This window comes from Nostoc sp. ChiQUE01b, assembly GCF_034531255.1.
GTDB lineage: Bacteria > Cyanobacteriota > Cyanobacteriia > Cyanobacteriales > Nostocaceae > Nostoc.
Genome location: NZ_JAVRBM010000034.1, coordinates 61,405 through 83,147 on the forward strand (window position 1 = coordinate 61,405; position 21,743 = coordinate 83,147).

Here is a 21,743-nt window from a genome sequence, read left to right on the forward strand (position 1 = left end):
CAAAAATGAATCATATCAAAGTAATTATTGGCATTAGTACCTTAATTTTATTTATCTCCAGCATCTTACGACACGAATTATTTAATTCATCTGGGGATTTAGCATTTTTTGACCAATGTATTTACTTAATTAGTCAAGGAAAACCGCCAGTTTCTTCTGTACTTGGTTTTCATGTTTTAGCCGATCATGCTGCTTGGATTTTATATCCTTTAGCTTTATTGTACAAAATTTATCCTAGTGTTTATTGGCTGTTTGCAGTACAGTCTATTGCTTTAGCGTTAGGTGCTTTACTTACATATTTTCTGGCACTACAAGCTGGTTTAAAAGAAAAATTAGCAGTCGCAATTATGACTGTATATCTAATGTATCCGGTGGTGTACAACAGCAATCTCTGTGATTTTCACCCTGATACGATCGCAGTCCCTGCACTTTTGACAGCAGTTTTGACCGCTAGATCGAGAAAAATAGCTTGGTTTTGCGTCAGTATTCTTGTGGTATTAGGTTGTAAGGCTGTATTGTCACTGACTGTAGTGGCGATGGGAATTTGGTTACTCTTGTTTGAAAAGCGACGTTTATACGGTGCGATCGCCATTATTAGTGGGATAATATGGTTTTTGATTGCTAACTGGATGATCATCCCTTATTTTGGTAGCGAAGCAGCGTTATTGAACCGTCATCTTTATCGCTATAGCTATTTAGGAAACTCATTTTCCGAAATGCTACAAATATTACTTTTTCAACCAAAAATCATTTTTAACAACCTTTTTTCAACTATAAACTTAGAATATTTATGTTTTTTATTCTTACCTGTTATTTGGGTTTTCAGACCACAGTATTTCATGCCTTTGATAGGTATAATTCCTTGCATAGCACTAAATTTACTTGCCGATCATCCTTCACAAAAAAATCTAGTTTTACATTATTCTTTACCAACAATTCCATTTCTTATTTTAGTTTTAATTGGCAGTCTAGCAGCAGGTAAAGCATGGCTAAAACAAAGGAAAGCTATTATTTTGTGGTCTTTAGTTTGGTTTTTGGTTTTCGGTAAATATGGTTTTTTTAGCTCAAAATATCTCCACAATATAGATAATTGGGCAGCCACAAAAGAGGCGATCGCTTTAGTGAAGACTAAAGATAGCGTTTTAACTACAGATATAATTACTCCACATTTAACCCACAGACAGTTAATTAGTTTTAAATATAATCCTTCTCAAGATATTGCTGAATTGAATAAATTTTATTATGTCTTGCTCAATATTCGCCATCCAGGTTGGGCTGCAACTTCAGAATCTCTTTCTAACTTAGTCAATATATTTAAAAATCAGTATCAGTCAAATTTTCACTTGAAATATCAACAAGATGATGTATATCTTTTTGAAAAAACTATTAGTTAACAATACAGCACTTGCGTCTATTATGAGGTACACTAGATAAAAATATAAATACTTTTAAATGAAGTCATACTCTGTCGATCTTCGAGAAAAAATAGTTGCAGCACATATAAGAGAAAAACATCTCCATTAGGAAAGTAGCTAATATATTTTCCGTATCAAAGAGTTTAGTCCAAAAGCTTGTAAAACAACAGAAACTTGAGGGAAATTTACAATCCAAGACGCGAGGGAAACCACAATTTAGTCATTTAACAAATGCTGACATAGAGTTAAGGGAATTAGTTGAAGCACATCCAGATGCAACATTGATAGAGTTGTGTGAATTCTTTGCAGACAAGACTGGCAATTGGGTGGGGCGAAGTGCAATGTGTCGGGCGTTACAGAAATTAGGATTAAATCGGAAAAAAAAACAAAGCGGAGTACCCAAGCGGGGACTATTGAGTCCTAAATTTAAGATTAGATTATTGGGAAAAGGTCAAACATATAGAGCCAGAAAATTTAGTATTTTTGGACGAAACTGGCGTTCTACTAGGGTTAGCAAGGACTCATGCTCGTTCACAAATGGGAACAAGAGCTTACTCTCTTAAACCCTTTTATAGAGGCTCAAAAGTTACAGTAATTGGAGCAATTAGCATTAAAAAAGTAGTTGCATTAATGACAATGAATAATTCAATGGACGGCATTGCATTTGTTTTATTTGCCCTTGAAGTTTTTAGTGCCAAATTTATGGTCAGGAGCAGTAGACATCAATTGATAATTTATCCGCACATAAACTAGATTCAATTGTGCCAATAATTGAAGCTGTCGGCGCGAAAGTTATTTGTTTATCCTCATACTCTCCCGATTTTAATCCAATTGAATTATGGTGGTCACAACTTAAATCTTTTTTACGCAGTTTCGCTCCAACTACAACAGAAATGGTTGATAAACTCATCTCAGTTGCACTCGACTTAATAAATCCTCAACATTTAAGAAACTGGTTCGCTAGTTGCTGCTACTGTACCTCATAGCAGCCGTAAATGCTGTAAATACTGCAAAATTAACCTTCCAGGATTGGCGTGCCATTACAAAATCGTTTGTTGAATATTGCCTTGAACAAGATAAAATCTATATCTCTCTTCCACAATCTAATTCTTACCAAAGTCAAAGAATTCTAAGAGAAACTCTTCGTAATACTTGGTTATAAAATTAAATTTACTCTATCAAATCTTAATATTAGGTCTTCAAAATACCAATAATTTAGTTTTGAATTTGATTGTTGAAATTCAAAACTAAAAACTTTGTCCTCAACACTCAAATTGAACGATCGCGGTAAAAACTCTGGATTCTGCGCCGCCACCTCTAATGCAATGCTTACAAACGCCCGACTCTTATCCCCCATCTTAGGTAAAGTCTTGCGATCGTCGGAACTCAAATCAACTAAAAATGGTAACTTTTCTTTAATCGTGCTAATCGCTTGCAACACAGCATCTCTCTCTGTTTGTGCCAGTGTTGCACTAATTGGGGTCGTAGACATAGAAATCACTCTCCAGTATGTTTCTTAAATCTAGAGTGCCCACATATACAACTAAAATTTTCATTCACACAGCAAAGCCGATCATCTTAACAATGACTGATTGGGCGTTAACTGGCTCTCAAAACGGCTGTAAACAATTTGGGTTGGATACCAAGAAGAAAACCAGTACAAATCTTGCATAACTTTGCAAGAATTACTCTCATCTGCAAATTCAAAGTGAACCAAAGCTAAATTATTCAATCCCACTACTTCTCGCCCGTCCTGAAACCAACGAGATTTCCAAAATATCAGGGGTTGCAACCATTTCCATTTAGCATTTTCGGCTCGTTTCCAAGGAGCGATCAACGATAATATATCTGCTGTGTAGGTAGAAGTCTGAACACTGTTTCGAGGTATCCACTCCAGTACACAATACCAGTCAGAGTTATTCAGCAGCTGACGATTATGCTGTAATTGTTTCTCGGAAATTTCTACCATATTGGGTGGATTGATCCAGCCTATCCAATGTCGCACTTTTTCTGGTAGCAGCCAATCTTTCAATCGTGTATGAATCAGCCGCGTCAAAATCTCTTCATTCTTCAATGCACTAGCGGTTAACTGTACCAAGACAGATTGTAATTTGGAATGGGTGCGTGCATAAGATAAGTGAGCAACAGAACTGTAGTGAATATCTCCAGAAAGAATAATGACTTGTTGACGTTCTTCAAACAAGGTGGTTAGAAATTTCGCCAGGGCTTCAACATTAATGTTCCAGGCATCTCCAACATCGGTTGAAAAAACTTTCTCCTGCTTTAAGTGCCAATGATGAATCCAATCAATCACTTGTAATCCAAATACATTCGTGGGCGCAATCACAAATGTAGTTTGAATCTGAGTTTGTTCAACTACTTCTTGTAAAGGCAAAAGTAGTTGTTGCTCAAAGGCTTTGGGACACAACAGCATCGGTGGGGCAATTGGTTTTTGATCGGCTGGATAACCTCGCCATGTACGTGTATCCAGCACAATTACTTCATGGCAATCGCTGCGGACTATGTAATGCCAAGTCAGCGCTTCCGGATGCCGATCGAGAATGAATACTGAACCGTCTCGGACTAAAATAGGTAAGTCTGTATGGGGATCGTTGGCTGGCATTCCTAGATAACGAGCGATCGCTTCATCAGCCTTTGCATCCGTTCCTTGAGAAGCTGACCAAGCTTGTGCAGCCACCAACAGCTTTTCACCTGGTTTTCCTTCTGCAAATTGCCCTGGTGTATTGCCCCATCCTTGAAATACCGTATAAGCTAACAATGCATTTTGGACTATTCTTCGTCCTAATGGACGCCCCAGCACTCGCAAACACCAAGCTTGGTTCAAATTCCAGTCATCACTAACATCATGGTCATCAAAGATGCTGTGCATGGGGATATTGGCAAGGGCACGGCGCACTTTCCAAAGCGTATAGATGAATTGTCGCAAATGCTTGACTGCGCGATTCCAGTCTTTGATAGCATGGTGATCGCTCATTACTTGCTGTCCTTGGGGAAATGCAGTCGGCCAGCATACTGGCGACCAAGCTAGTAAATAAGTAGCGTAATATTCACCCAGACTGAAAAGATGACTCTTGACTTTCTCAACTTTATTATGTAATCCTGCGGTCAAGCCAGCTTGATTTGTCGCAGCATCAACCCGTTCTCCAGGGGGTAGCTGCCCAGGAGTGCAATAGACTCCATTTATCGGCAGTTGTTCTTCCCAACCCAACAGGGCATCACCAAGAGTAGTGGCAACCCACAACGACGGATCTGCTACATCATCTCCGTAAATTTGATCTCCCGTGAGGAACAGCTGATGAGGGCGATGCTGGGGTTGATTTGCTGATGCCTGAATCATACTATCGAGAATTGGCAATGCATCAAACCCATGACCATGAGGTTTACGGCAGGAAGCATGGACAATTTGCAAATCTTGAAGACGGTTTGGCGGTAGAGCAAAGGTTGGTTTTTGATGATCGAAGTAGCTAATGCTGACTGGAGGAGAGGAGTTTGAACATAATGCTTGTTGCAGAGTTTGCAGGGTTTGGTCAGCAAGAGTAAACTGGAGGTCGTATGCATAGATACGACCTCCAGTTAGGCGATGTCCAATTGTAGACTGAGCCGTAATGGCAACTACATGAAGATACTTACCCAACGCAAAGGTAGAGCGTTCTCCCTCCAATAAGCAATTTCCTAGTGCTTCACCATCATTTGTTGTGTCGTAAACCTTAAGTTCTACCTGACAAGATTGTTTTAGTGCCACCCATACTGTTACAGACTCTGGCTCAGTATTTTTGAGGATTGGCCCCCCTAAAATCAGTGGTAGTTCTTGTAAAAACTCATCCCCAACTTGATACTTCACTCTAGTAATCATCGTCATTCATCGAATTCCCTTTTTGTGACATTTCAATCGTCCAGTGGACATCACCGACGTGTCCACTGGACGGTTAATTAGGGCTTGCTGATTTGCGATCGCTCTCGATAACTCCCGAAACAAAAGATTTGCAACCTCAGATTTAAAAGATATTCATCAAGTCTAGGCAAAGACTGTCATTTTAAAGTACAACCCTCTTAAATTGTCTCCCATCCTTGGCATAAGTTCTAAATTCTGACGATACGGAAGTCGATTTTGACAGGCCACTACTAGTTAATCAAGCCAACGAAAGCGTAGTACGTAGTAAGCACTTGAGTGTTTCAAACAAAGACTAAACTTATTTACCCAAGTTTCATTGATTTGATAGATTACTACGTTTCCCAACGTAAGTACGGAGATAAACTCTATTTGTATAGCAGCGTATTAACTAAGGCTTGGCTTAGTTAATACGGATGACGGCGCACTATTACTTATCTACCTCATTTCAATGAAAATTCCTATAGATTAAGCTTTTAGCTTTTCACTATAGAAATTACACATCTAATTTTTATAAAAAGTATAAATTATTCATTAAATTTTAATCATACATCAGCTTAAATTCTAAGTACTAATAACATTGTGATGCCCGCTCAAAAATAGCTTTTTTCAGTAAAAATACCTTAAATAAAGAGCTATTTAAATATCCTAGTAAAAGTAAATTAACAGATTGACTTTGCAGAAGTGTAGCTGTTAGAAATAAGAGACGAATGAAGACAGATAGCTGCTCATAAAGCATTATCTAAATTGTTTTTCCTACTTAATGGCTCCTAAGATGAAACTTAATTTATTCACAGCCTTGATTGCCGCTACAGCTACCTTGACCGGATTAGTTTCTAAAGTAGAAACTGCATCTGCTGCTAATTTTAATTGGAATAGCTCTTGGACTAAACCAACAATATATAGTAAGTCTCAAACTGGTTTTAACGACGCTCCTTTTCAACATTTTGTCCAAGCAGAAAGGGCTGCCCTCCCAAACAGCGGACAATTTCAATTAGACCCCAATAAATTAAACCTAAAATACGACCACGATGTTTCTGTTTACTTTATCAATGAGGGTGCAGGTTATAGAAACCAGTTAGCCTTTGAAGCTACAGGAACTACTAATAAGTCTGGACTGCTTTTTAATGATATTTCTTGTGAAGGAGCTGGGTGTATTCTTGGCGGGGGTGGTAATGCACTAAAACTAGGTGATGGGGTCAAAGTTGGTAATATTACCGCAGGTACTCAACTCGACTTCTGGTTGAGAGCCGATGGTTTAAGCCGTGGCAATTCTGCCAATATCTTTGGTACTGACACTGCCTCTAATGCTGACAAACTACAGCACGCAGTTGCTTATGCTTACAACAACTACATCCTCCTGGCATTTGAGGATTTATACGGTGGTTTACACGCTTCAGGGGTAGATTCTGCAACTGGTAAGTGGAACGAACGTTCCGATCGCGATTTTAATGATGTTGTCGTCGTTCTTGATGTCGGTGAGGCAAATGTTAAAGCTTTAATTGGTGCTACCGTTCCTGAACCATCTGTTACTTTATCAATGTTTGCGGTGGGAGCAGTTGGTATGTTTGGATTGCGCCGCCGCCGTCAAAGTCACACTTCTCACTAAACTTGGAAACGGTGCTTAATATAAGGTGCGTTTAGTTCCATTGAAAAATAACAAGCGATCGCATTTTCACCCGTATAAATAATGTACGGGTGATTTTACGTTTTTTATAGCGGCATTTATATTTTATCTATTGCGATCGCGTTCTAAATCATCAATCACTTTTTGCAAATACCACTCGTCTGACATCCCAGGATGGTAATCCTGGTTTTGCTGAATTAATCGTTCGGCAATTTCCCAGTATCCCCCAACCATGCGTAAAAGTCGCTGACGTAGCAGATGATATTTTTGCTTGTTTGACTTTGGACTAAATTTCTCAATTTTTTCTAGGCTACTTAAGACTTGTTGATAATTTTCCCAGTCTTCTTGTTGGCAAAAGATACTCGCCGCCCGTTGATAATCTTCCACGGCGTTTTGTATTTCTTCTAAGCAAGTATAGGCAATGCCGCGATTGTAGTAAGCTTGAGCATCATCAGAATTGATTTGCAGCGCTTGGGTGTAATCTTGAATTGCACCGAGATAATTGCCCGTTGCCCGATAGACATTACCTCTGGCAATATAGACTAAGACATCTTCGGGTTGCATCTGGACTGCTTGGTTAAGATCCGCGATCGCACCTTGATGATCTCCTAAAATAGAACGTGCTTTACCTCGGTTGCGATAGACAATGGCATCTTGAAAATTTAGTCGTAATGCTTGATTAAAATCTGCGATCGCTTCTCGATAATTCCCGATTTTACAACGTACAACCCCACGACAGCAGTAAGCTTGGGCATCTTGCGGATCGGCCTTTAATACCCAGTTTAAATCGGCGAGTGCTTCTTGGGTATCTCCCTTTTCAGCCTTTTCTAATAATTGCGTGAAATAATCATTGGTGGATAAAATTGGCGCATTAGTGGAACGCGATTCCTCAAGGGCAGGTAATTCTTTAGGTTGTAGCTGTTTAATTCGTTCTAGACAAAGACGACAATTCTCTTTGTCCTGTTGCTCTAGATATAACCCAGCAGCTTTTTTAAAGTTAGCGATCGCATCTTGAATATAACCCTGTTTGCGCCGCACCATTCCCCGCAGATTATAAGCAGCAGCATAATTGAGATTGAGACGAATCGCACGCTCAACATCTTCTAGCGCCCCTGGTAAATTTTTCAGCGCTACCCTAGCCAATCCCCGACAATAATATGCCTCTACACTCTCAGGATTCAGTTTCAGGGCTTCGGTATAATCTGAAACAGCTTTTAGAATTGCACCTAAGTCATAATGTGCTAAACCCCGTTGCAAATAAGCTTCGCTAAAGTAAGGTGTCAGTTTTAAAGTATGGTTAAATTCCTCAATTGCTCCCGCGTAATCTTTTCGCCTAGCCTTTTCTAATCCTCTATTGTAGAATTCGTCATTCATGACATTTGTTTGGTTGATTCAGTTCATTGAATTCCAGCAGGCTTGTTTCGTAGCCTAATCTATGCACTCACCTTCATATTTTAAGTATATTTCATATTTTTTGTGAAATAAAACCAACACACTACCCTAAGTTGTTATAAATTAAATTTATCCAATAGAATGTTGTACATTTCCAGATTATAGAGCTAAGTTTAATTAAAATAATATTACTAATTATTTATACCAATGAAAATTAGAACTATTACAACAGGTATATCAATTCAATCTCTACAATATCAGGAAAAAATTAAGCAAGCTGCTGAGTTGAATCAGCAGATGCAGATTTTGTTTGAAAAACAAGGATATGAAGTCCAAACAACCAGAATTGCTACTAATAGCTGGGAAGAATATCTACGAGGCTTGTCTAAAATCGAAATTATCAATGAAATTCAAGCTCTAGAACAACTTTGTCAAAGTTTGAATATCAGCTTTTTCAATATTGGTTATGCCAGCAAATCTGAAACTATAGATATAATTCCAGATATCAATAAAAATACATCAATTATTTATTGTTCTAGCAAAATTGGGGATAGGGAAAACGGTATAATTTTTGAGAATGCTAAGGAATCTGCCAAAGCTATTAAACGTATTTCCCAAGAAAGTGAAAATGGCTATGGTAACTTTCAATTTTGTGCATGGGCAAACTGCCAGCCAGATATCCCATTTTTTCCTACGGCATACCATACAGGCAATACATCTTTTGCTATAGGTTTAGAGTTAGGCGATTTGGTAATGCAAGCATTTTCACAAGCTAATAATATTCCTATAGCAGAGCAAAAACTACAATTACTTTTAGAATTAGAATTAAATAAAATCGCAGTTATTGCTGAAAAATTTTCCGATAAATTTGCTGTTATATATAGAGGAATTGATACATCTCTAGCTCCATCTTTAGATAAAGAAAATAGTATTGCTTTTGCTTATGAAAAATTGATGAATGGCAAGTTTGGTCATTCAGGAACTCTTGCAATTTCTGGGATGCTGACTCGCGTATTGAAAAATGTATCAGTAAAAATCTGTGGTTATTCTGGACTGATGCTTCCAGTTTGTGAAGATGTTGGACTAGCTACCAGAGCTAATGAGCAAACATATAATATTACAAATTTATTATTATATTCAGCAGTTTGTGGCTGTGGACTAGATACAGTTCCGATTCCAGGTGATATCACAATAGAAAAAATTACAGCTTTATTAATTGATATGGCAACTTTAGCCATCAAGTTAGATAAACCACTATCAGCACGATTATTTCCAATTCCAAATAAAAAAGCTGGGGAAATGACTACATTCAATTCCCCATATCTCGTAGATTGTAAAATATTTACGGTTGACTAAAATTATTCTAAAAGCAAGCTGGGAGAAGTTAGCACAAAAACATCTCTACTTCCCTGAGCATCAATCTGTGGTTTGATAGGAGTGGTAAAGTGGAAAAAATCATGATCGTTGACTAATAAGAGTTCTCCCGGATTTAGAACTTTGCTAAACACAGGCTTTTCTTTTTTGCCAGTATATAGATGTGTTTCTCCACCTTGAATATTATCTCTATTTACTGAAAATATACTAATAAAATCAGTCCCATCTTGATGGATACCTTCAGGTGCTGGATTACCCAAATTGTCTGCCGAACAAATAGTTCTAATTTGATGAACTCCAATTTCAGCTTCAGGATGAAGTTTACAAGAATCACTAAATGCTAAGACAAGATTCTTAAAAATATCAAGTTCTATAAGTGCATCTTCTAATTCTGCAAACTCTCTTTTTATATCACCCAGTAATGGATTGTACTCTTTATTTTGAAAGAGGTAGCCATGAGGTAATTTGATTAACTGATTTCCAGAAACTGTGAACCGAGATAATCTCCTGGAACGATAATTGCCTTTGATATAAGGGTCAATAGGCATATTACTAAAAAATGGCTTGAAACCTTCTGGATTGATTGAAGTTACTTTTCTGAGAGTAAACAGAAAAGCATATTCTAATTCCGTTGATGTCCACACTTCTTGCATAGGATTTACCTCCTTGCACATTGAAATTCTCCCAGTTTTTTTATGGGAGGCTTGTAATATTTAGTATATGCTACTTTTTATTACTATGTTGTCAATTTGACTACAAAAGTTGACAATCCATGATATATAAACTTACTCAAATTCTGTCACAGGGCGGAGTCGCTGCTGAAAAGATTTGCACATAAGGTTCGGTGGGCAAAAAATCAACGTATATTTACAAGCAGCAACTAGGTTCGATAATGATAGATTGGCTTTACCGTTACCCACCTTTGTATCCCGGTATTTTACTCAAGCGTTACAAGCGGTTTTTTGCTGACGTTCAACTTACTTCTGGCGAAATAGTGACAGCACACTGTCCCAATACAGGGCCAATGACTGGAGTATCGACACCTTTAAGTGCGGTACAGCTTTCCAAAAGCGATAATCTTAACCGCAAATTGGCTTACACTCTAGAACTAATTCAGGTACATGATAATGAGCCGACTTGGGTAGGCATAAATACTTTTTTGCCCAATCGGGTGGTAAAGCTAGCTTTGGCGAAATACCTTTTCCCGGAATTGGGCAACTACAGCCAAATCAAGGGCGAGGTAGTTTATGGGCTAGATAAAAAAAGTCGAGTGGATTTTTTCTTGACGGGGAGTGATGAGGAACGCCCGATTTATTTAGAAGTAAAAAATACAACTTTGTCTGAGGGGAGATTAGCCCTATTTCCTGACACGGAGACTACAAGAGGGCAAAAACACTTGCGAGAACTGATGGCGTTGTTACCTTTAACTCGTGCGGTGATGCTTTACTTTATCAATCGCGGTGATTGTACAGAATTTTCTCCTGGCGATCGCACAGATCCTATATATGGTAAATTATTGCGGGATGCGATCGCTCTCGGTTTAGAAGTTTTACCTTGCCGTTTTGACATTTCCCCCGAAGGTATCCGTTATTTGGGTTTAGCAAAACTAAAAATTTGATTGCATTTAATTAAGAGAGACTAGCAATTGCAACGTTTCTACACGCATAAAACAATAAATCCATCTAGATCCTGTCTAGATGGATTTGTTGATAGTTGATGTTTATTAAAAAACATTCAACCAGACTGTAATGAAGAAATGACTATAGGTAGTCGTCACCTCAGAAATAGCGTTCGCTATTCTGACGTTTGGTTATGCAGGAATCAAAACTGTGTCAATGACATGGATGACACCGTTATCAGCAGCAACATCTGGTGTTGCAACTGTTGCATCATTGATCTTAACGCCATTAGAAGCGTCAATTTTTACATCTGAACCTTCAACTGTTTTAGCTGTCTTTAGCTTAACTACATCAGCAGCCAGTACCTTGCCTGAAACAACATGATACGTCAAGATTTTCTTGAGTTTTGGAATATCTTGAAGTAATGCGTCTACTGTACCTGCTGGAAGCTTATTAAATGCTTCATCGGTGGGTGCAAAAACGGTAAATGGCCCATCACCTTTAAGTGTATCTACCAGACCAGCTGCTTGGATTGCTGCAACTAGTGTCGTGAAAGAACCATTGTTAGTGGCAGTGTCAATTATGTTGGCCATGTGTTTTATTTAGTTCTGTGTAACTTGTTACAAATCTAAACTATTTGTTTAATAAAATCTATCTATCATTAGGCGTATGTTAAATCATTTTTTTTATTGGTATCATAAAAGTTTATATATATTTTTATACAAATAAATAATTATATGTACATCGTTCAGGCGGATGAGTTATGAGCACTGCTGGATGCGCTCACAATTTTTTTACATCGTGGTAGAGGCGATCGCATCCAAAGATTTGTCAGAGCAGCATTTACAATTAATACCAATAAAGTTAGCTAAATGGATGATTAAAAGTATTTAGTTGGTATAAATAAAGCTTTAGATATTTAGGAGCGATCGGAAAATTTTCTAGCATAATCCATTCTAGATAGAGAAATCAAGGTTTTTAGAGAATTTAAATATACTTGCATTAGCTTTTTGTCAGGATTTATTGACCAAAAAAGTTGGTAACAATTGTATTTAACTGATATTATTTCATCACTAAATACATTTCACTCGCTGTTTGTGTAATTCCACTTGGAAATAACAAACGCCCCATCACACCAATGCTTTTAGCAATTGTCATTGGCCGGGTCGTTTATTTCCAAAATTTATCATGCGTAAGATTTACGCCAAAACCTTCTCTAACTCCCATTTATCTTTCTGTGTGGTTGGTATTTCTATTGACTGTGCGTAAATCAGGTACGTCAACAATGAGACTTTTAGGTAATATTTTCCCCAAACTATAACTTTCATGAACAGAAGAAAACTTATTGCTTGGATTGCTACAGCAGCTAGCAGCATGATGCTGGTAATAGGCTTGCAGTTCGTTAATTTATCACCAGCAAGCTCTGTAACGACACTTAACGTGTATGCAGCTGTCAGTTTAACAAACGCGCTGAATGCCATTAAGACTCAGTACCAAAATGCTAACCCAGGCGTGAACATTGTTTATACGTTTGGTGCTTCTGGTACTTTACTGAGCCAAATACAAGCAGGAGCACCAGCAGATATTTTCATCTCTGCTGCTACTAGCCAAATAGATGTATTGCAGAATTCAACCCCAAGTAAATTGGTTGCAGGTAGCCGTAAAAACGTTGTCAAAAACCGTCTAGTTTTGATTGCGCCCACGACACCTCCCGTTAGTGCTGGTAGTGCTGCTCTCACTAGCTTCAATGGTTTGACCAATGCCAACATTACTGGTATTGCCATAGGTGACTACACAGGTACTCCTCCAGTTGTGCCAGCAGGAAATTATGCCAAACAAGTTCTCACTAGCCGAGGTATTTTTACTACTCTCAGTCCTAAATTATACCGTGCTGCTAATGTGCGTGCCGTCTTAACTGCTGTTGAAAATAAAACTCTTCTAGTTGAAGGTGTAACTAAAACTATCAGTGCAGGTGCTGTTTACAAAACTGATGCGGCCATTTCTAACAAAGTAAGAGTCGTACAAACTGCCCTCACAACAGAGAGCGATTCGATTGTTTATCCACTGGGTATACTCACCAGAACTAAAGTTTTAACGACGGCACAGAGTTTTTCTAACTACTTAAGTGGTAGTACAGCTCAGAATATCTTCAAAAATACTTACGGGTTTATCCTGCCTTAATCACCAAAAAGTAAATCAATCAAGTACTCGTTGTCGTGAATTTTGAACTATTTGGAGTTATGTCTTGTGAAGTTCACTAAAAAACTCTCAATTATTGTTTGTAGTTTGACTACTGCTTTCCTTCATACTGCTGTGATTACTAATACTTATAAATCAGCAGCACAAGCTGAAAGACAAGAACTGATTATCAACGGGGGATTTGAATACGACTCTCTTATAGATCCAACTAATCCCGAAACTACAAATCCTAATGTTACAGGATGGGTTAAATCTGGTAATTCGATAGATACATCAGGTACTAAAATTGACAATTTTTCTAATACTGGTAAGCAGGGATTATCGCTTGGTGGATTTTCAGCTATTAGCTACATATCACAGACTATCCCTACATTTCCTGGTCAACGCTACAAACTTACTTACTATCTTGCATCGACAGAAGAGGCACCCGATCTGAAGAACAAATTTAAGGTTTTTGTAGGTGGTAAAAAGGTTTATGTTCAAAAAGATACTCCTTACCAATCCTACACACAATACACATTAAATTTTAGAGCAAAAGGAAGATCCACCGAAATAAAATTTGGCTCCCAAGCCAAGTATGCGTTTTTATATTTGGATGATGTGAGTGTCAAAGCTATACCTAAACATCAACGGAAAAACTATAAGGATGAATAAACCACAGGTAGAAGCCTAAGCAATGTCTGGCTCAATAGTGTCAAGAATGCCACTAAAATTCATCTGATTTAAAAACTCCATTATGAGCTTATTGAGAAAAATTGCCTTGGTGTATGAATCATTATCTACATCTATAACTAACTCTTATAAACCAGAAGAAAGTGTTCCTTTTTATTGACACTACTGAAAGCCAGCATGGATGTAACTATCAACTTGTTCTCATTGGCGAAATTTAAAATTATTTGGAGTCAATTTTCATGAATTTAACTAAAAAACTCTCAATTATTGTTTTTAGTTTTACTACTATCTTAATTAGTACTGCTGTGATTACTAATATTTATAATGCAGCAGCACAAGCGGCAGAACTTGTTAAAAACGGAAGCTTTGAACTCGATCCCCTCGTAGATCCTAACAATCCCAACGCTACAAATCCGAATATTACAAACTGGACTAAATCTGGCGATCCGATGGATATATCAGGGATAAGAATCAGCAATTTTCCTCAGCATAATAGTGGTAATCAGGGCTTATCACTTAGTGGATTTATAGACCTCAGCTACATATCACAGACACTTTATACACAACCTGGTCAGCAATACGAACTTAGTTACTATTTAGCATCTATAGATGAGGCCCCTGACCTTGATAATCAATTTCAAACATTTGTAGGTGGAAATAAGCTTTTTGATCAAAAAGACATTTCTTTTCAACCATACACGCAATATAAGTTCAATTTCACGGCAGAAGCATCATCCACAGAGTTAAAGTTTGGGGATTGGGATAAATATGGATTCTTATACTTAGATAATGTGAGTGTAAAACCTGTGCCTGAGCCATCAACTATTGGAGGAATAGTTGTTACTGCTGGTTTATTGGGAATATGGCTGAAGAAAAAGAAAGCAATTAGCTAGAAAGAACAGCCTTTTTCTACCTTTTGGAAAAGAACAGATCATAAATCCCTCAAACTACTGTGCGGTAGTTATGAGGGATTTGGTCATCTTCTACTAAAAGTTATTCACTAAATTCCACCAACTATTCATTTTGTCTCACCTCAAGTCAATTAGTCAAAAATATAGTTATTACTCAAGTTTCTCAATAAAAGCGGAACACTGCTCATATTGAGTATTAGGGCATGAATGTACAATTTCCCTTATTGAATGAAAAGCATCTGAAAACTCTATTTTAAAATCTGGATTTACTCCCATAAGGTAGAGATGAAAATTTGTTGGTTTTTTCTTGGCTATTTCTTGAGCAATGTTCTGAATTTGTTTGATTGTTGACTTGTCATTGGTTCCTTCACTGACAATAAATGCATGTAACTCTTGCTTTTCATTAATCAATCCCTTGACTCGATTGATTGCTTGAATCAAAGCTTGATCGTCAGAGCGGATTATTTGCAAATCTTTTCCAATATCTCGAAGAGATCCTTGTGAGGATATACCATAGATATTAGATATCTGCCGAGCTTTCAGAATATCTACATTCATGGGATATTCTAAATTGGTACGAACAAACTTGTCGTTTATGTCCGTTACAAAGTTTACTGCTTTTTCGGTCTTAAGTTCATAAGCAATGTAAACCTGTATCTGGGGTTTGGATTGCGATGAAATCAAGCTTAATTTAGTAAGTCCAAATAAAGAAATCACACTACTGAAAATACCTACTTTAATCATCATATTTTTAGTAATAAAATTATTAAAGCTGCTTTCTTTATTCCGTGATTTTCTGTTCATATTTAACCTCTGAATAGTTCTAGTCATGTATAGCAGTCGAAGCATAGGTTAGGACTATGTTGGTTGCTGAAACCTTTGATAATACTGAGTTTCTACTCAGCACGGGCTAAACGCCCCGCTTCCGCTAACAGCACGGGCTAAACGCCCCGCTTCCGCTAACAGCACTTTGCTATACCAGTTACTGAAAGCTTTTGGTAAGTTTTTCGAAATTCTTGTTAGAATAAGAAGTATAGCCGTAGTCACATAGGTTAGGACATAATGACAAGTGTGAAAGCTAGGAATAGTAATAGTTTTACCTCCTGCTTCTGCCTCCTGCTATATCTTCTGTAATAGAGTTGTCACCTAATAAGATGCATTCTAAAACCCTTAACTTATGAATTTTTAAAGTTAAGAAAATGTTATTAAGCGACAAGTCTAATACTCAAAGTCCAGCTAATTTATCTGCTCTTACGGTTTTTTATGTCCATTGCTGGATAAGTGATAATTTTGAATCTGCTGAGAAGAGCTAGATTCTAGAGATTTAAAGGATGTTTTCATTAAATATGCCCAGCGTTCATACTCCAACCGAGCATTTTCTTTTGCCTCGGAAAGTAACTCTTGCTGTTTTATTAGTTCCTCTTGAAGTTCCTCTACTCTCTTGTCAGTAGCTTCAATTTTTCTCTTATGCAGTTCGTTGTTCACAGCTATCTTAAAATCTTCTTGAGGGTTAAGGATATCTTTTAGATGATCATTCAGTTCTTGCACCTTTAATTCTTGTTCATGTAAATGCGAAGCTTCTTCTAATCCTGTAGTCCATGCCAGAGCAATATTTGCTGTTGCAGAAAGAGCAGATGCCCCAAATATTGCTATTTGATAGATAGCTTGCTTGGCTAAACTTGTTTGAAGAATACTTATTAATCCTGGAAAGGCAAAGCAAGTTTCCAAGATAATGAAGCCTAGTCCAATCCATAATGTTCTATCACCTTCTATAAGTCTTAGCCACCAAGCAACTGTTTCAAAGCTGGTTGCATCCTCAGAAATAGGTTCAACAGCAAATTGTTTACTGCGTTTTCCTAAAGATGACATTGTTGCTTTAATAGATAATGTAATACCCATAGCAGCAGATAGATTCAACGCTGCAATTGGATATTGAAAAGGTTTTAAACGTTTTAGCTCTACATCAGAATGCTTATTTAGCCCCAAAAAAAGTGAGTAAGAAAGCCCAAATACTAACAGCCAATGCCACGAAGGTCTTTTGTAGGGTACAAGCTTAGAGAGGCGTTCATATTCCTCTCTCCGCAAAGGTTGTATAGCACTTTCTGCTGCATATTTCTCTTTTCCTAAAAGTATTATTTCTTGTTCTAGAGATTCAATTTTATCAGATAGTTTCTTAGCATTTTCAGATGCTGGTACTACACTTGCACCCCACTGCATTAATAACATAGGATTTTGGTCTTGCAAGGTTTCTATTGTCGGTTTGTAGAAATTATCTGTAAATATCTTTTCTCTGGAGACATTACCTTCATGAAAACCAATTTTTGGCGTATCAAACCAATTAATCTGTTTAGTTTCTTTAGAAGCACTGCTTCCAGATCGCTGACTGAGAGAATTAATAAAATTGCTAAGTAATTGCAGCATATTTTTAGATACAGGAAATAACGCAACAATTACTACAACAAAACGTAATAGAACAATTACGGGAAAAGTATGTAAAAAATTGAATAAATATAACTACACAAAAGTTTATATTCCTTAACTTGTAGAGAGAACAAACGGATCTTAAGCAATGATAAAGAGACTACAAAGTAGACTAGATAAGAGTAATAGTACATCTGCTGAAAATAGCGTAGTTTTTGGGTTGTGTTGCAAAACTTCTATTAAAAACAGAGAGTTGGATTATTTGCATCTCTAAAGTACCTTCGGACTATGCTGCACTTTTTATGCATTTCGGCTCAATCTTCACTTCACCAGACTTAGTTGTTTGCCTGAATTCATTGGATATGGTGGAACGTGTTGGAGTCTAAGATATCCCGTTCTACAAGGATATATTCATTTTTTAATTGGAATCCCCAGTTACTATATACCAAACAGGAAGCAAGCTGGAAAAGCACCAAGTATACGTAGCAACCCTGAAGGAGAAAATAAAACTGCTTGAAAAGCAGAAATCTGAAATTGAGAAACAGTTAGAGGAGCTACGGACTAAATTAACTGAAAATGAAAATTACGTGCCAGAAGAGTAAATTTCAGTTACTCTAAACTGGAGGAAGTTAGCACATGAGAAAACAGCGTCAACACGTGCCAGAAGGTAGTGGATATAGTGCCGGGGAACGCTCAAAAAGAATGTTGACGGTTCTGGCAAGCAGCTGCTTAACGGCAAGCACTTACAAAATAAGCTAATGTCTAAGGTTGCAAATATGCTGTTTTGAGAGTTATCGAGAGCGATCGCAAATCAGCAAAATTAATTAACCGTCCAGTGGACATCACCAACGTGTCCACTGGACGATTGAAATGTCACAAAAATTGTTTTATCAGCTTAGGGAGTTGGAGCCGTCAACGTGACACAAGCAAAGATTTTGACCAATGGAGGATCTGAGCAATACAAACGCAGCAAAACACAAATTCTGCTGTACCTGTGGAAGATACTGTACAGAAGATGAACAGTACTTTCCTTTTGCTGTACAATGCCTTTGGTGCTACACCTTGCAAGATGTCATGAAGCAGAAGAGATTTTTTATAATTCCCTACAAATTACTAAAGTGAAGAAAATTAGAGACAACACAATTAAGTTAAATCAATTTTTAAAGTTGATGGGTATAGTGCCAACTGGAGGTCAAGCCAAGCTGATGATTCAAGGTGGCGATGTCCAAGTAAACGGTATGCTGGAAACTCGACGAGGACGGCGACTAGTACCGGGCGATAAAGTAACAATCCAAGGACAGACTTTAGAAGTGAATTTGAACAACAATCAAGACCCAGATGTAATGATAGATTTAACCGAACAAACCGAGTAAAGAAAAGTTATCCCAAAGTTACAAGTTTCTCTTTTGCCTTGTGAGTAATGCTGCAAATTTCCAACAATGTTATTATCCCACAGACTGAGATTGAAATTAGTGCGATTCGCTCCCAAGGAGCAGGAGGCCAAAATGTAAATAAGGTTTCTACCGCGATCCACTTGCGCTTCGATATTGCGGCTTCATCATTACCTGATTATTATAAACAACAGCTTTTAAAGCTCAACGATCGACGCATTAACCAAGAAGGAGTAGTTGTAATTAAAGCTCAGGAACACCGAAGCCAAGAGAACAATCGTGAGTCAGCATTGAGACGACTTCAAGAACTCATTCAAAGCGCAGTTGTCGTGACGATCAAACGCAAACCCACTAAACCAACTCGCAGTTCTCAAAGAAAACGTCTTGACCACAAAAGTAAGCGTGCACAGGTTAAATCTAACAGAAGGCAGGTGACAGATTGTTGAATTATCTGTTATTTGTAGAAAATGCACGTATTATTCAATATGAAAAAAGATGAATAAAACATTACTAAATCTATTGGTGTTTGCGCTTTTAATCTTGTTTATCATCTCTCCCTTTGCCGCCCTTGCGAGTTTAATGGTTGTAGTGTTAGTTTCGGCGTTTTTATTTTTACTAGGGGACACGTTTCAAGCAATTATTAGTGGCGACACCGACCCAAAAAAGTCATAAAAGCAAAATTCCAAATGCAGATAGGGATTGACACGAAAAAGCCGCTTTCTAAGGTGCGATCGCTTTAGCTTAGACAATTGCCAATCTGTCACAGCATAAGTTGACAGATCAATTGCTTTCTCAACCAAAAATTAAATAATTGTACTACCAATTCCCTAAAAGGAAAGAGACTTTGAATCTTATTCCTTAACGCTAGTAGGGGAGCCAGTGCGTTACAAAGGTTCCCCCCGTTGTAGCAACTGGCGTAAGGGGTTGAGGGACTCCTGAGTTTGACCGTGCCAATTTTAGATTTTAGATTTGGGATTTTGGATTGGGGTTTTTCGGTTCAAGCCCAGAAATGGATTCTTCTAAGGCTTGATGAACTTGAACAATTTGTGTATTCAGGTCGCGGTCATGGACTAGAGGCATCCCAAAAGATGGCAGCGCTGTTTTGCGTCCTGCCACTTCTGTTGCAACTTGTTGAAGTAAATCTATACCTACCCGTAGCCCTCGAAAAGTGCAGTCTCGATCGCTCGTAGAATCAGCATAATGTGCTTCTTGGGGTTGTGTCACCACCAAGGTATTTGATGGAACACTATACATCGTGCCACGGTAGTTAAACTGCCAGCCGTCACCCTGCCTGATGCCGAGTTCCAGTTATTCGTGAAAATGGCGGGGCAATGAATAGCGTTTAGAAACACCATGCACCAACTCGATCGATTGCAGGTACTGCGATCGCCAGATTCTAGGGCGTGACGGATTTGCTTTCATTAAAGAAATTGAGCGTATTTTAGGTGTTGATACAAGCTGGTATTTTGGTCACAAAAAAGGTAGGATTCCCAAAAATAAACTAGGGAATACCTACCATTAATGACAAAAAATATATATTCAAGTCTTGATTTAACCAAATCCTTGAACGATTTTCAAGAGAAGGTTACGAAACTTTTAGAAGTTACTAACATCACAAAAAATACCTAAAGTTCATTTATATAGGAAGTAATAAATATATTTGTTGAAGATAAACACACTGAGGGATAGTAGCGCTAAACTAAAGAACAAGAAAAATAAAAAATTAGTAGTCACAATATAATAAGTGTTAGGAAAATGAATTGTTGATAACTTTCATAACAGCCTAAACACTTTTTTATAGTCAACATCAAGCAGAATACATAGATGCGGATAATTGGACATATCAACAACAAAAGGTACCACCCATGAGCTCCCGCGCACTGCTGTTAGTAAATCGTCATGCTCGCCAAGGGCAAAAGGGTCTGTCGGAAGCAATTCAATATCTGAAAACACTTGGTTTTGATTTAATTGAAGAGTCTACAGAAGATCCCAAACATCTTGCTGAAGTTATACTTCGCTATAAGCATCAAGTTGACTTGGTAATTATTGGCGGAGGAGATGGTACTTTAAATGCTGCCGTAGATGCTTTAATTGAGACTCAGTTACCTTTGGGAATCTTACCTCTAGGAACTGCCAACGATCTAGCGAGAACTTTGGGAATCCCAAATTCCCTCAACCAAGCTTGCAAAATTATTGCAGATGGACATTTACACCGCATCGACTTGGGTTGTGTAAATGACAAGCACTTTTTTAACGTTGCCAGTATGGGATTGAGTGTAAAAATTACCCAACGACTTACCAAAGAAGTTAAGCGCCGTTGGGGAGTATTTGCTTATGCTGCTACTGCATTGCAAGTGATTTTGGAAGCCAGACCTTTTACAGCAGAGATTGCGATCAACGGTGAATTGATTCGCGTCAAAACAGTGCAAATTGCAGTCGGTAATGGCCGTTATTACGGTGGTGGTATGGCAGTGGCTGACGATGCCACAATAGACGATCAAAGACTAGACCTTTATAGCTTGGAGATTGAACACTGGTGGCAGGTTATATTATTACTACCCGCAATGCGACGAGGGCGACATATACATTGGCAGAGTGTACGCTCCCATCAAGGTCAAGAAATAGAGGTACATACTCGCAAACCTCGCCCTATTAATACAGATGGTGAAATCACTACCTACACACCTGCTCATTTTCGGGTTATACCTAAAGCTATAGCTGTTTTTGTACCCCTACAAAGCAGGAGTTAGGAGTCATTCAATTTTAGATTTTCCTTCAATCCAAAATCTAAAATTGGCAGAGTTTAGAAGTT

At 37.9% G+C, this 21,743-nt stretch carries 21 protein-coding genes and 1 pseudogene; 14 read left to right on the forward strand and 8 right to left on the reverse strand.

Going from position 1 to position 21,743, the window contains the following annotated elements:
• The first annotated feature begins 5 nt into the window (after positions 1 to 5).
• The 4 genes from RMY63_RS21670 (at position 6) to RMY63_RS41875 (ending at position 2,401) form a co-directional block, all read left to right on the forward strand.
• Positions 6 to 1,394: a DUF2079 domain-containing protein gene (locus RMY63_RS21670; RefSeq protein WP_322730685.1), complete on the forward strand. Its 1,389-nt coding sequence runs from the start codon at positions 6 to 8 to the stop codon at positions 1,392 to 1,394.
• A 125-nt stretch (positions 1,395 to 1,519) separates the two neighbouring features.
• A complete protein-coding gene (locus tag RMY63_RS41870; protein WP_416212540.1) occupies positions 1,520 to 1,978 on the forward strand; it encodes a hypothetical protein in 459 nt (152 codons plus the stop codon).
• Positions 1,899 to 2,168, forward strand: coding sequence for a hypothetical protein (locus RMY63_RS21675; protein ID WP_322730686.1), 270 nt, complete (start codon positions 1,899 to 1,901; stop codon positions 2,166 to 2,168). The genes RMY63_RS41870 and RMY63_RS21675 overlap by 80 nt, the downstream gene beginning before the upstream one ends.
• Before the next feature lie 8 nt (positions 2,169 to 2,176).
• Positions 2,177 to 2,401: a transposase gene (locus RMY63_RS41875; RefSeq protein ID WP_416212538.1), complete on the forward strand. Its 225-nt coding sequence runs from the start codon at positions 2,177 to 2,179 to the stop codon at positions 2,399 to 2,401.
• A 284-nt stretch (positions 2,402 to 2,685) separates the two neighbouring features.
• Here the strand turns inward: RMY63_RS41875 and RMY63_RS21680 are convergent.
• Both RMY63_RS21680 and RMY63_RS21685 read right to left on the reverse strand, forming a co-directional pair.
• Positions 2,686 to 2,907: pseudogene (locus RMY63_RS21680) on the reverse strand (hypothetical protein); the annotation flags it as partial.
• A gap of 81 nt (positions 2,908 to 2,988) precedes the next feature.
• Positions 2,989 to 5,295 carry a PhoD-like phosphatase gene (locus RMY63_RS21685; RefSeq protein WP_322730687.1) on the reverse strand — a complete coding sequence of 769 codons (2,307 nt, stop codon included), beginning with the start codon at positions 5,293 to 5,295 and terminating at the stop codon, positions 2,989 to 2,991.
• An 805-nt stretch (positions 5,296 to 6,100) separates the two neighbouring features.
• On the opposite strand from RMY63_RS21685, the gene RMY63_RS21690 reads away from it, so the two are divergent.
• Positions 6,101 to 6,934 carry a DUF4114 domain-containing protein gene (locus RMY63_RS21690; protein ID WP_322730688.1) on the forward strand — a complete coding sequence of 278 codons (834 nt, stop codon included), beginning with the start codon at positions 6,101 to 6,103 and terminating at the stop codon, positions 6,932 to 6,934.
• Between the two features lie 123 nt (positions 6,935 to 7,057).
• Here RMY63_RS21690 and RMY63_RS21695 read toward each other — a convergent pair whose 3' ends face one another.
• Positions 7,058 to 8,326, reverse strand: a complete 1,269-nt coding sequence (locus RMY63_RS21695) for a tetratricopeptide repeat protein (RefSeq protein ID WP_322730689.1) — start codon at positions 8,324 to 8,326, stop codon at positions 7,058 to 7,060.
• 225 nt (positions 8,327 to 8,551) lie between these two features.
• Here RMY63_RS21695 and RMY63_RS21700 point away from each other — a divergent pair, with 225 nt between their 5' ends.
• Positions 8,552 to 9,700: a DUF711 family protein gene (locus tag RMY63_RS21700; RefSeq protein WP_322730690.1), complete on the forward strand. Its 1,149-nt coding sequence runs from the start codon at positions 8,552 to 8,554 to the stop codon at positions 9,698 to 9,700.
• Positions 9,701 to 9,702: 2 nt separating this feature from the next.
• Here the strand turns inward: RMY63_RS21700 and RMY63_RS21705 are convergent, their stop codons facing one another.
• Entirely contained in the window at positions 9,703 to 10,371 is a 669-nt protein-coding gene (locus RMY63_RS21705) for a 2OG-Fe dioxygenase family protein (protein WP_322730691.1), read from the reverse strand.
• Between the two features lie 239 nt (positions 10,372 to 10,610).
• On the opposite strand from RMY63_RS21705, the gene sfsA reads away from it, so the two are divergent.
• Complete coding sequence (sfsA, locus tag RMY63_RS21710) at positions 10,611 to 11,336, forward strand: DNA/RNA nuclease SfsA (protein ID WP_322730692.1); 726 nt, start codon at positions 10,611 to 10,613, stop codon at positions 11,334 to 11,336.
• A gap of 192 nt (positions 11,337 to 11,528) precedes the next feature.
• On the opposite strand, the gene RMY63_RS21715 is transcribed toward sfsA, so the two are convergent.
• The gene (locus tag RMY63_RS21715; RefSeq protein WP_322730693.1) at positions 11,529 to 11,930 is read right to left on the reverse strand and encodes a fasciclin domain-containing protein; all 402 of its coding nucleotides are present in this window, start codon (positions 11,928 to 11,930) and stop codon (positions 11,529 to 11,531) included.
• 733 nt (positions 11,931 to 12,663) lie between these two features.
• Here RMY63_RS21715 and modA point away from each other — a divergent pair.
• From modA to RMY63_RS21730, 3 genes are all read left to right on the forward strand, one after another.
• Complete coding sequence (gene modA, locus RMY63_RS21720) at positions 12,664 to 13,518, forward strand: molybdate ABC transporter substrate-binding protein (RefSeq protein ID WP_322730694.1); 855 nt, start codon at positions 12,664 to 12,666, stop codon at positions 13,516 to 13,518.
• A gap of 66 nt (positions 13,519 to 13,584) precedes the next feature.
• Complete coding sequence (locus RMY63_RS21725) at positions 13,585 to 14,190, forward strand: DUF642 domain-containing protein (protein WP_322730695.1); 606 nt, start codon at positions 13,585 to 13,587, stop codon at positions 14,188 to 14,190.
• A 257-nt stretch (positions 14,191 to 14,447) separates the two neighbouring features.
• A complete protein-coding gene (locus tag RMY63_RS21730) occupies positions 14,448 to 15,101 on the forward strand; it encodes a DUF642 domain-containing protein (RefSeq protein WP_322730696.1) in 654 nt (217 codons plus the stop codon).
• A 168-nt stretch (positions 15,102 to 15,269) separates the two neighbouring features.
• On the opposite strand, the gene RMY63_RS21735 is transcribed toward RMY63_RS21730, so the two are convergent.
• Both RMY63_RS21735 and RMY63_RS21740 read right to left on the reverse strand, forming a co-directional pair.
• Positions 15,270 to 15,923: a hypothetical protein gene (locus tag RMY63_RS21735; protein WP_322730697.1), complete on the reverse strand. Its 654-nt coding sequence runs from the start codon at positions 15,921 to 15,923 to the stop codon at positions 15,270 to 15,272.
• A 447-nt stretch (positions 15,924 to 16,370) separates the two neighbouring features.
• Positions 16,371 to 17,363, reverse strand: coding sequence for a hypothetical protein (locus RMY63_RS21740; RefSeq protein ID WP_322730698.1), 993 nt, complete (start codon positions 17,361 to 17,363; stop codon positions 16,371 to 16,373).
• Between the two features lie 1,304 nt (positions 17,364 to 18,667).
• Between RMY63_RS21740 and RMY63_RS21745 the strand changes: the two genes are divergently transcribed.
• Genes RMY63_RS21745 through RMY63_RS21755 form a run of 3 tightly spaced genes read left to right on the forward strand, consistent with a single transcriptional unit; the run spans position 18,668 to position 19,603 of the window.
• A complete protein-coding gene (locus RMY63_RS21745) occupies positions 18,668 to 18,913 on the forward strand; it encodes an RNA-binding S4 domain-containing protein (protein ID WP_322730712.1) in 246 nt (81 codons plus the stop codon).
• Positions 18,914 to 18,960: 47 nt separating this feature from the next.
• Positions 18,961 to 19,377: an alternative ribosome rescue aminoacyl-tRNA hydrolase ArfB gene (gene arfB / locus RMY63_RS21750; protein WP_322730699.1), complete on the forward strand. Its 417-nt coding sequence runs from the start codon at positions 18,961 to 18,963 to the stop codon at positions 19,375 to 19,377.
• A gap of 49 nt (positions 19,378 to 19,426) precedes the next feature.
• A complete protein-coding gene (locus tag RMY63_RS21755; protein WP_322730700.1) occupies positions 19,427 to 19,603 on the forward strand; it encodes a hypothetical protein in 177 nt (58 codons plus the stop codon).
• A 291-nt stretch (positions 19,604 to 19,894) separates the two neighbouring features.
• Here the strand turns inward: RMY63_RS21755 and RMY63_RS21760 are convergent, their stop codons facing one another.
• Positions 19,895 to 20,239, reverse strand: a complete 345-nt coding sequence (locus RMY63_RS21760) for an AraC family ligand binding domain-containing protein (RefSeq protein ID WP_322730713.1) — start codon at positions 20,237 to 20,239, stop codon at positions 19,895 to 19,897.
• Between the two features lie 557 nt (positions 20,240 to 20,796).
• Between RMY63_RS21760 and RMY63_RS21765 the strand changes: the two genes are divergently transcribed.
• Positions 20,797 to 21,681 (forward strand): lipid kinase, encoded by an 885-nt coding sequence (locus RMY63_RS21765; RefSeq protein WP_322730701.1) that lies wholly within the window; start codon positions 20,797 to 20,799, stop codon positions 21,679 to 21,681.
• Positions 21,682 to 21,743 lie beyond the last annotated feature (62 nt).

What these genes read in the sequence shown, in the direction of transcription:
- RMY63_RS21670 (WP_322730685.1), top strand. Translation starts at nt 6, where the DNA reads ATGAATCATATCAAAGTAATTATTGGCATTAGTACCTTAATTTTATTT.
- RMY63_RS21685 (WP_322730687.1), bottom strand. Translation starts at nt 5,295, where the DNA reads ATGACGATGATTACTAGAGTGAAGTATCAAGTTGGGGATGAGTTTTTA.
- RMY63_RS21690 (WP_322730688.1), top strand. Translation starts at nt 6,101, where the DNA reads ATGAAACTTAATTTATTCACAGCCTTGATTGCCGCTACAGCTACCTTG.
- RMY63_RS21695 (WP_322730689.1), bottom strand. Translation starts at nt 8,326, where the DNA reads ATGAATGACGAATTCTACAATAGAGGATTAGAAAAGGCTAGGCGAAAA.
- RMY63_RS21700 (WP_322730690.1), top strand. Translation starts at nt 8,552, where the DNA reads ATGAAAATTAGAACTATTACAACAGGTATATCAATTCAATCTCTACAA.
- RMY63_RS21705 (WP_322730691.1), bottom strand. Translation starts at nt 10,371, where the DNA reads ATGCAAGAAGTGTGGACATCAACGGAATTAGAATATGCTTTTCTGTTT.
- sfsA (WP_322730692.1), top strand. Translation starts at nt 10,611, where the DNA reads ATGATAGATTGGCTTTACCGTTACCCACCTTTGTATCCCGGTATTTTA.
- RMY63_RS21715 (WP_322730693.1), bottom strand. Translation starts at nt 11,930, where the DNA reads ATGGCCAACATAATTGACACTGCCACTAACAATGGTTCTTTCACGACA.
- modA (WP_322730694.1), top strand. Translation starts at nt 12,664, where the DNA reads ATGAACAGAAGAAAACTTATTGCTTGGATTGCTACAGCAGCTAGCAGC.
- RMY63_RS21730 (WP_322730696.1), top strand. Translation starts at nt 14,448, where the DNA reads ATGAATTTAACTAAAAAACTCTCAATTATTGTTTTTAGTTTTACTACT.
- RMY63_RS21735 (WP_322730697.1), bottom strand. Translation starts at nt 15,923, where the DNA reads ATGAACAGAAAATCACGGAATAAAGAAAGCAGCTTTAATAATTTTATT.
- arfB (WP_322730699.1), top strand. Translation starts at nt 18,961, where the DNA reads ATGCTGCAAATTTCCAACAATGTTATTATCCCACAGACTGAGATTGAA.
- RMY63_RS21755 (WP_322730700.1), top strand. Translation starts at nt 19,427, where the DNA reads ATGAATAAAACATTACTAAATCTATTGGTGTTTGCGCTTTTAATCTTG.
- RMY63_RS21765 (WP_322730701.1), top strand. Translation starts at nt 20,797, where the DNA reads ATGAGCTCCCGCGCACTGCTGTTAGTAAATCGTCATGCTCGCCAAGGG.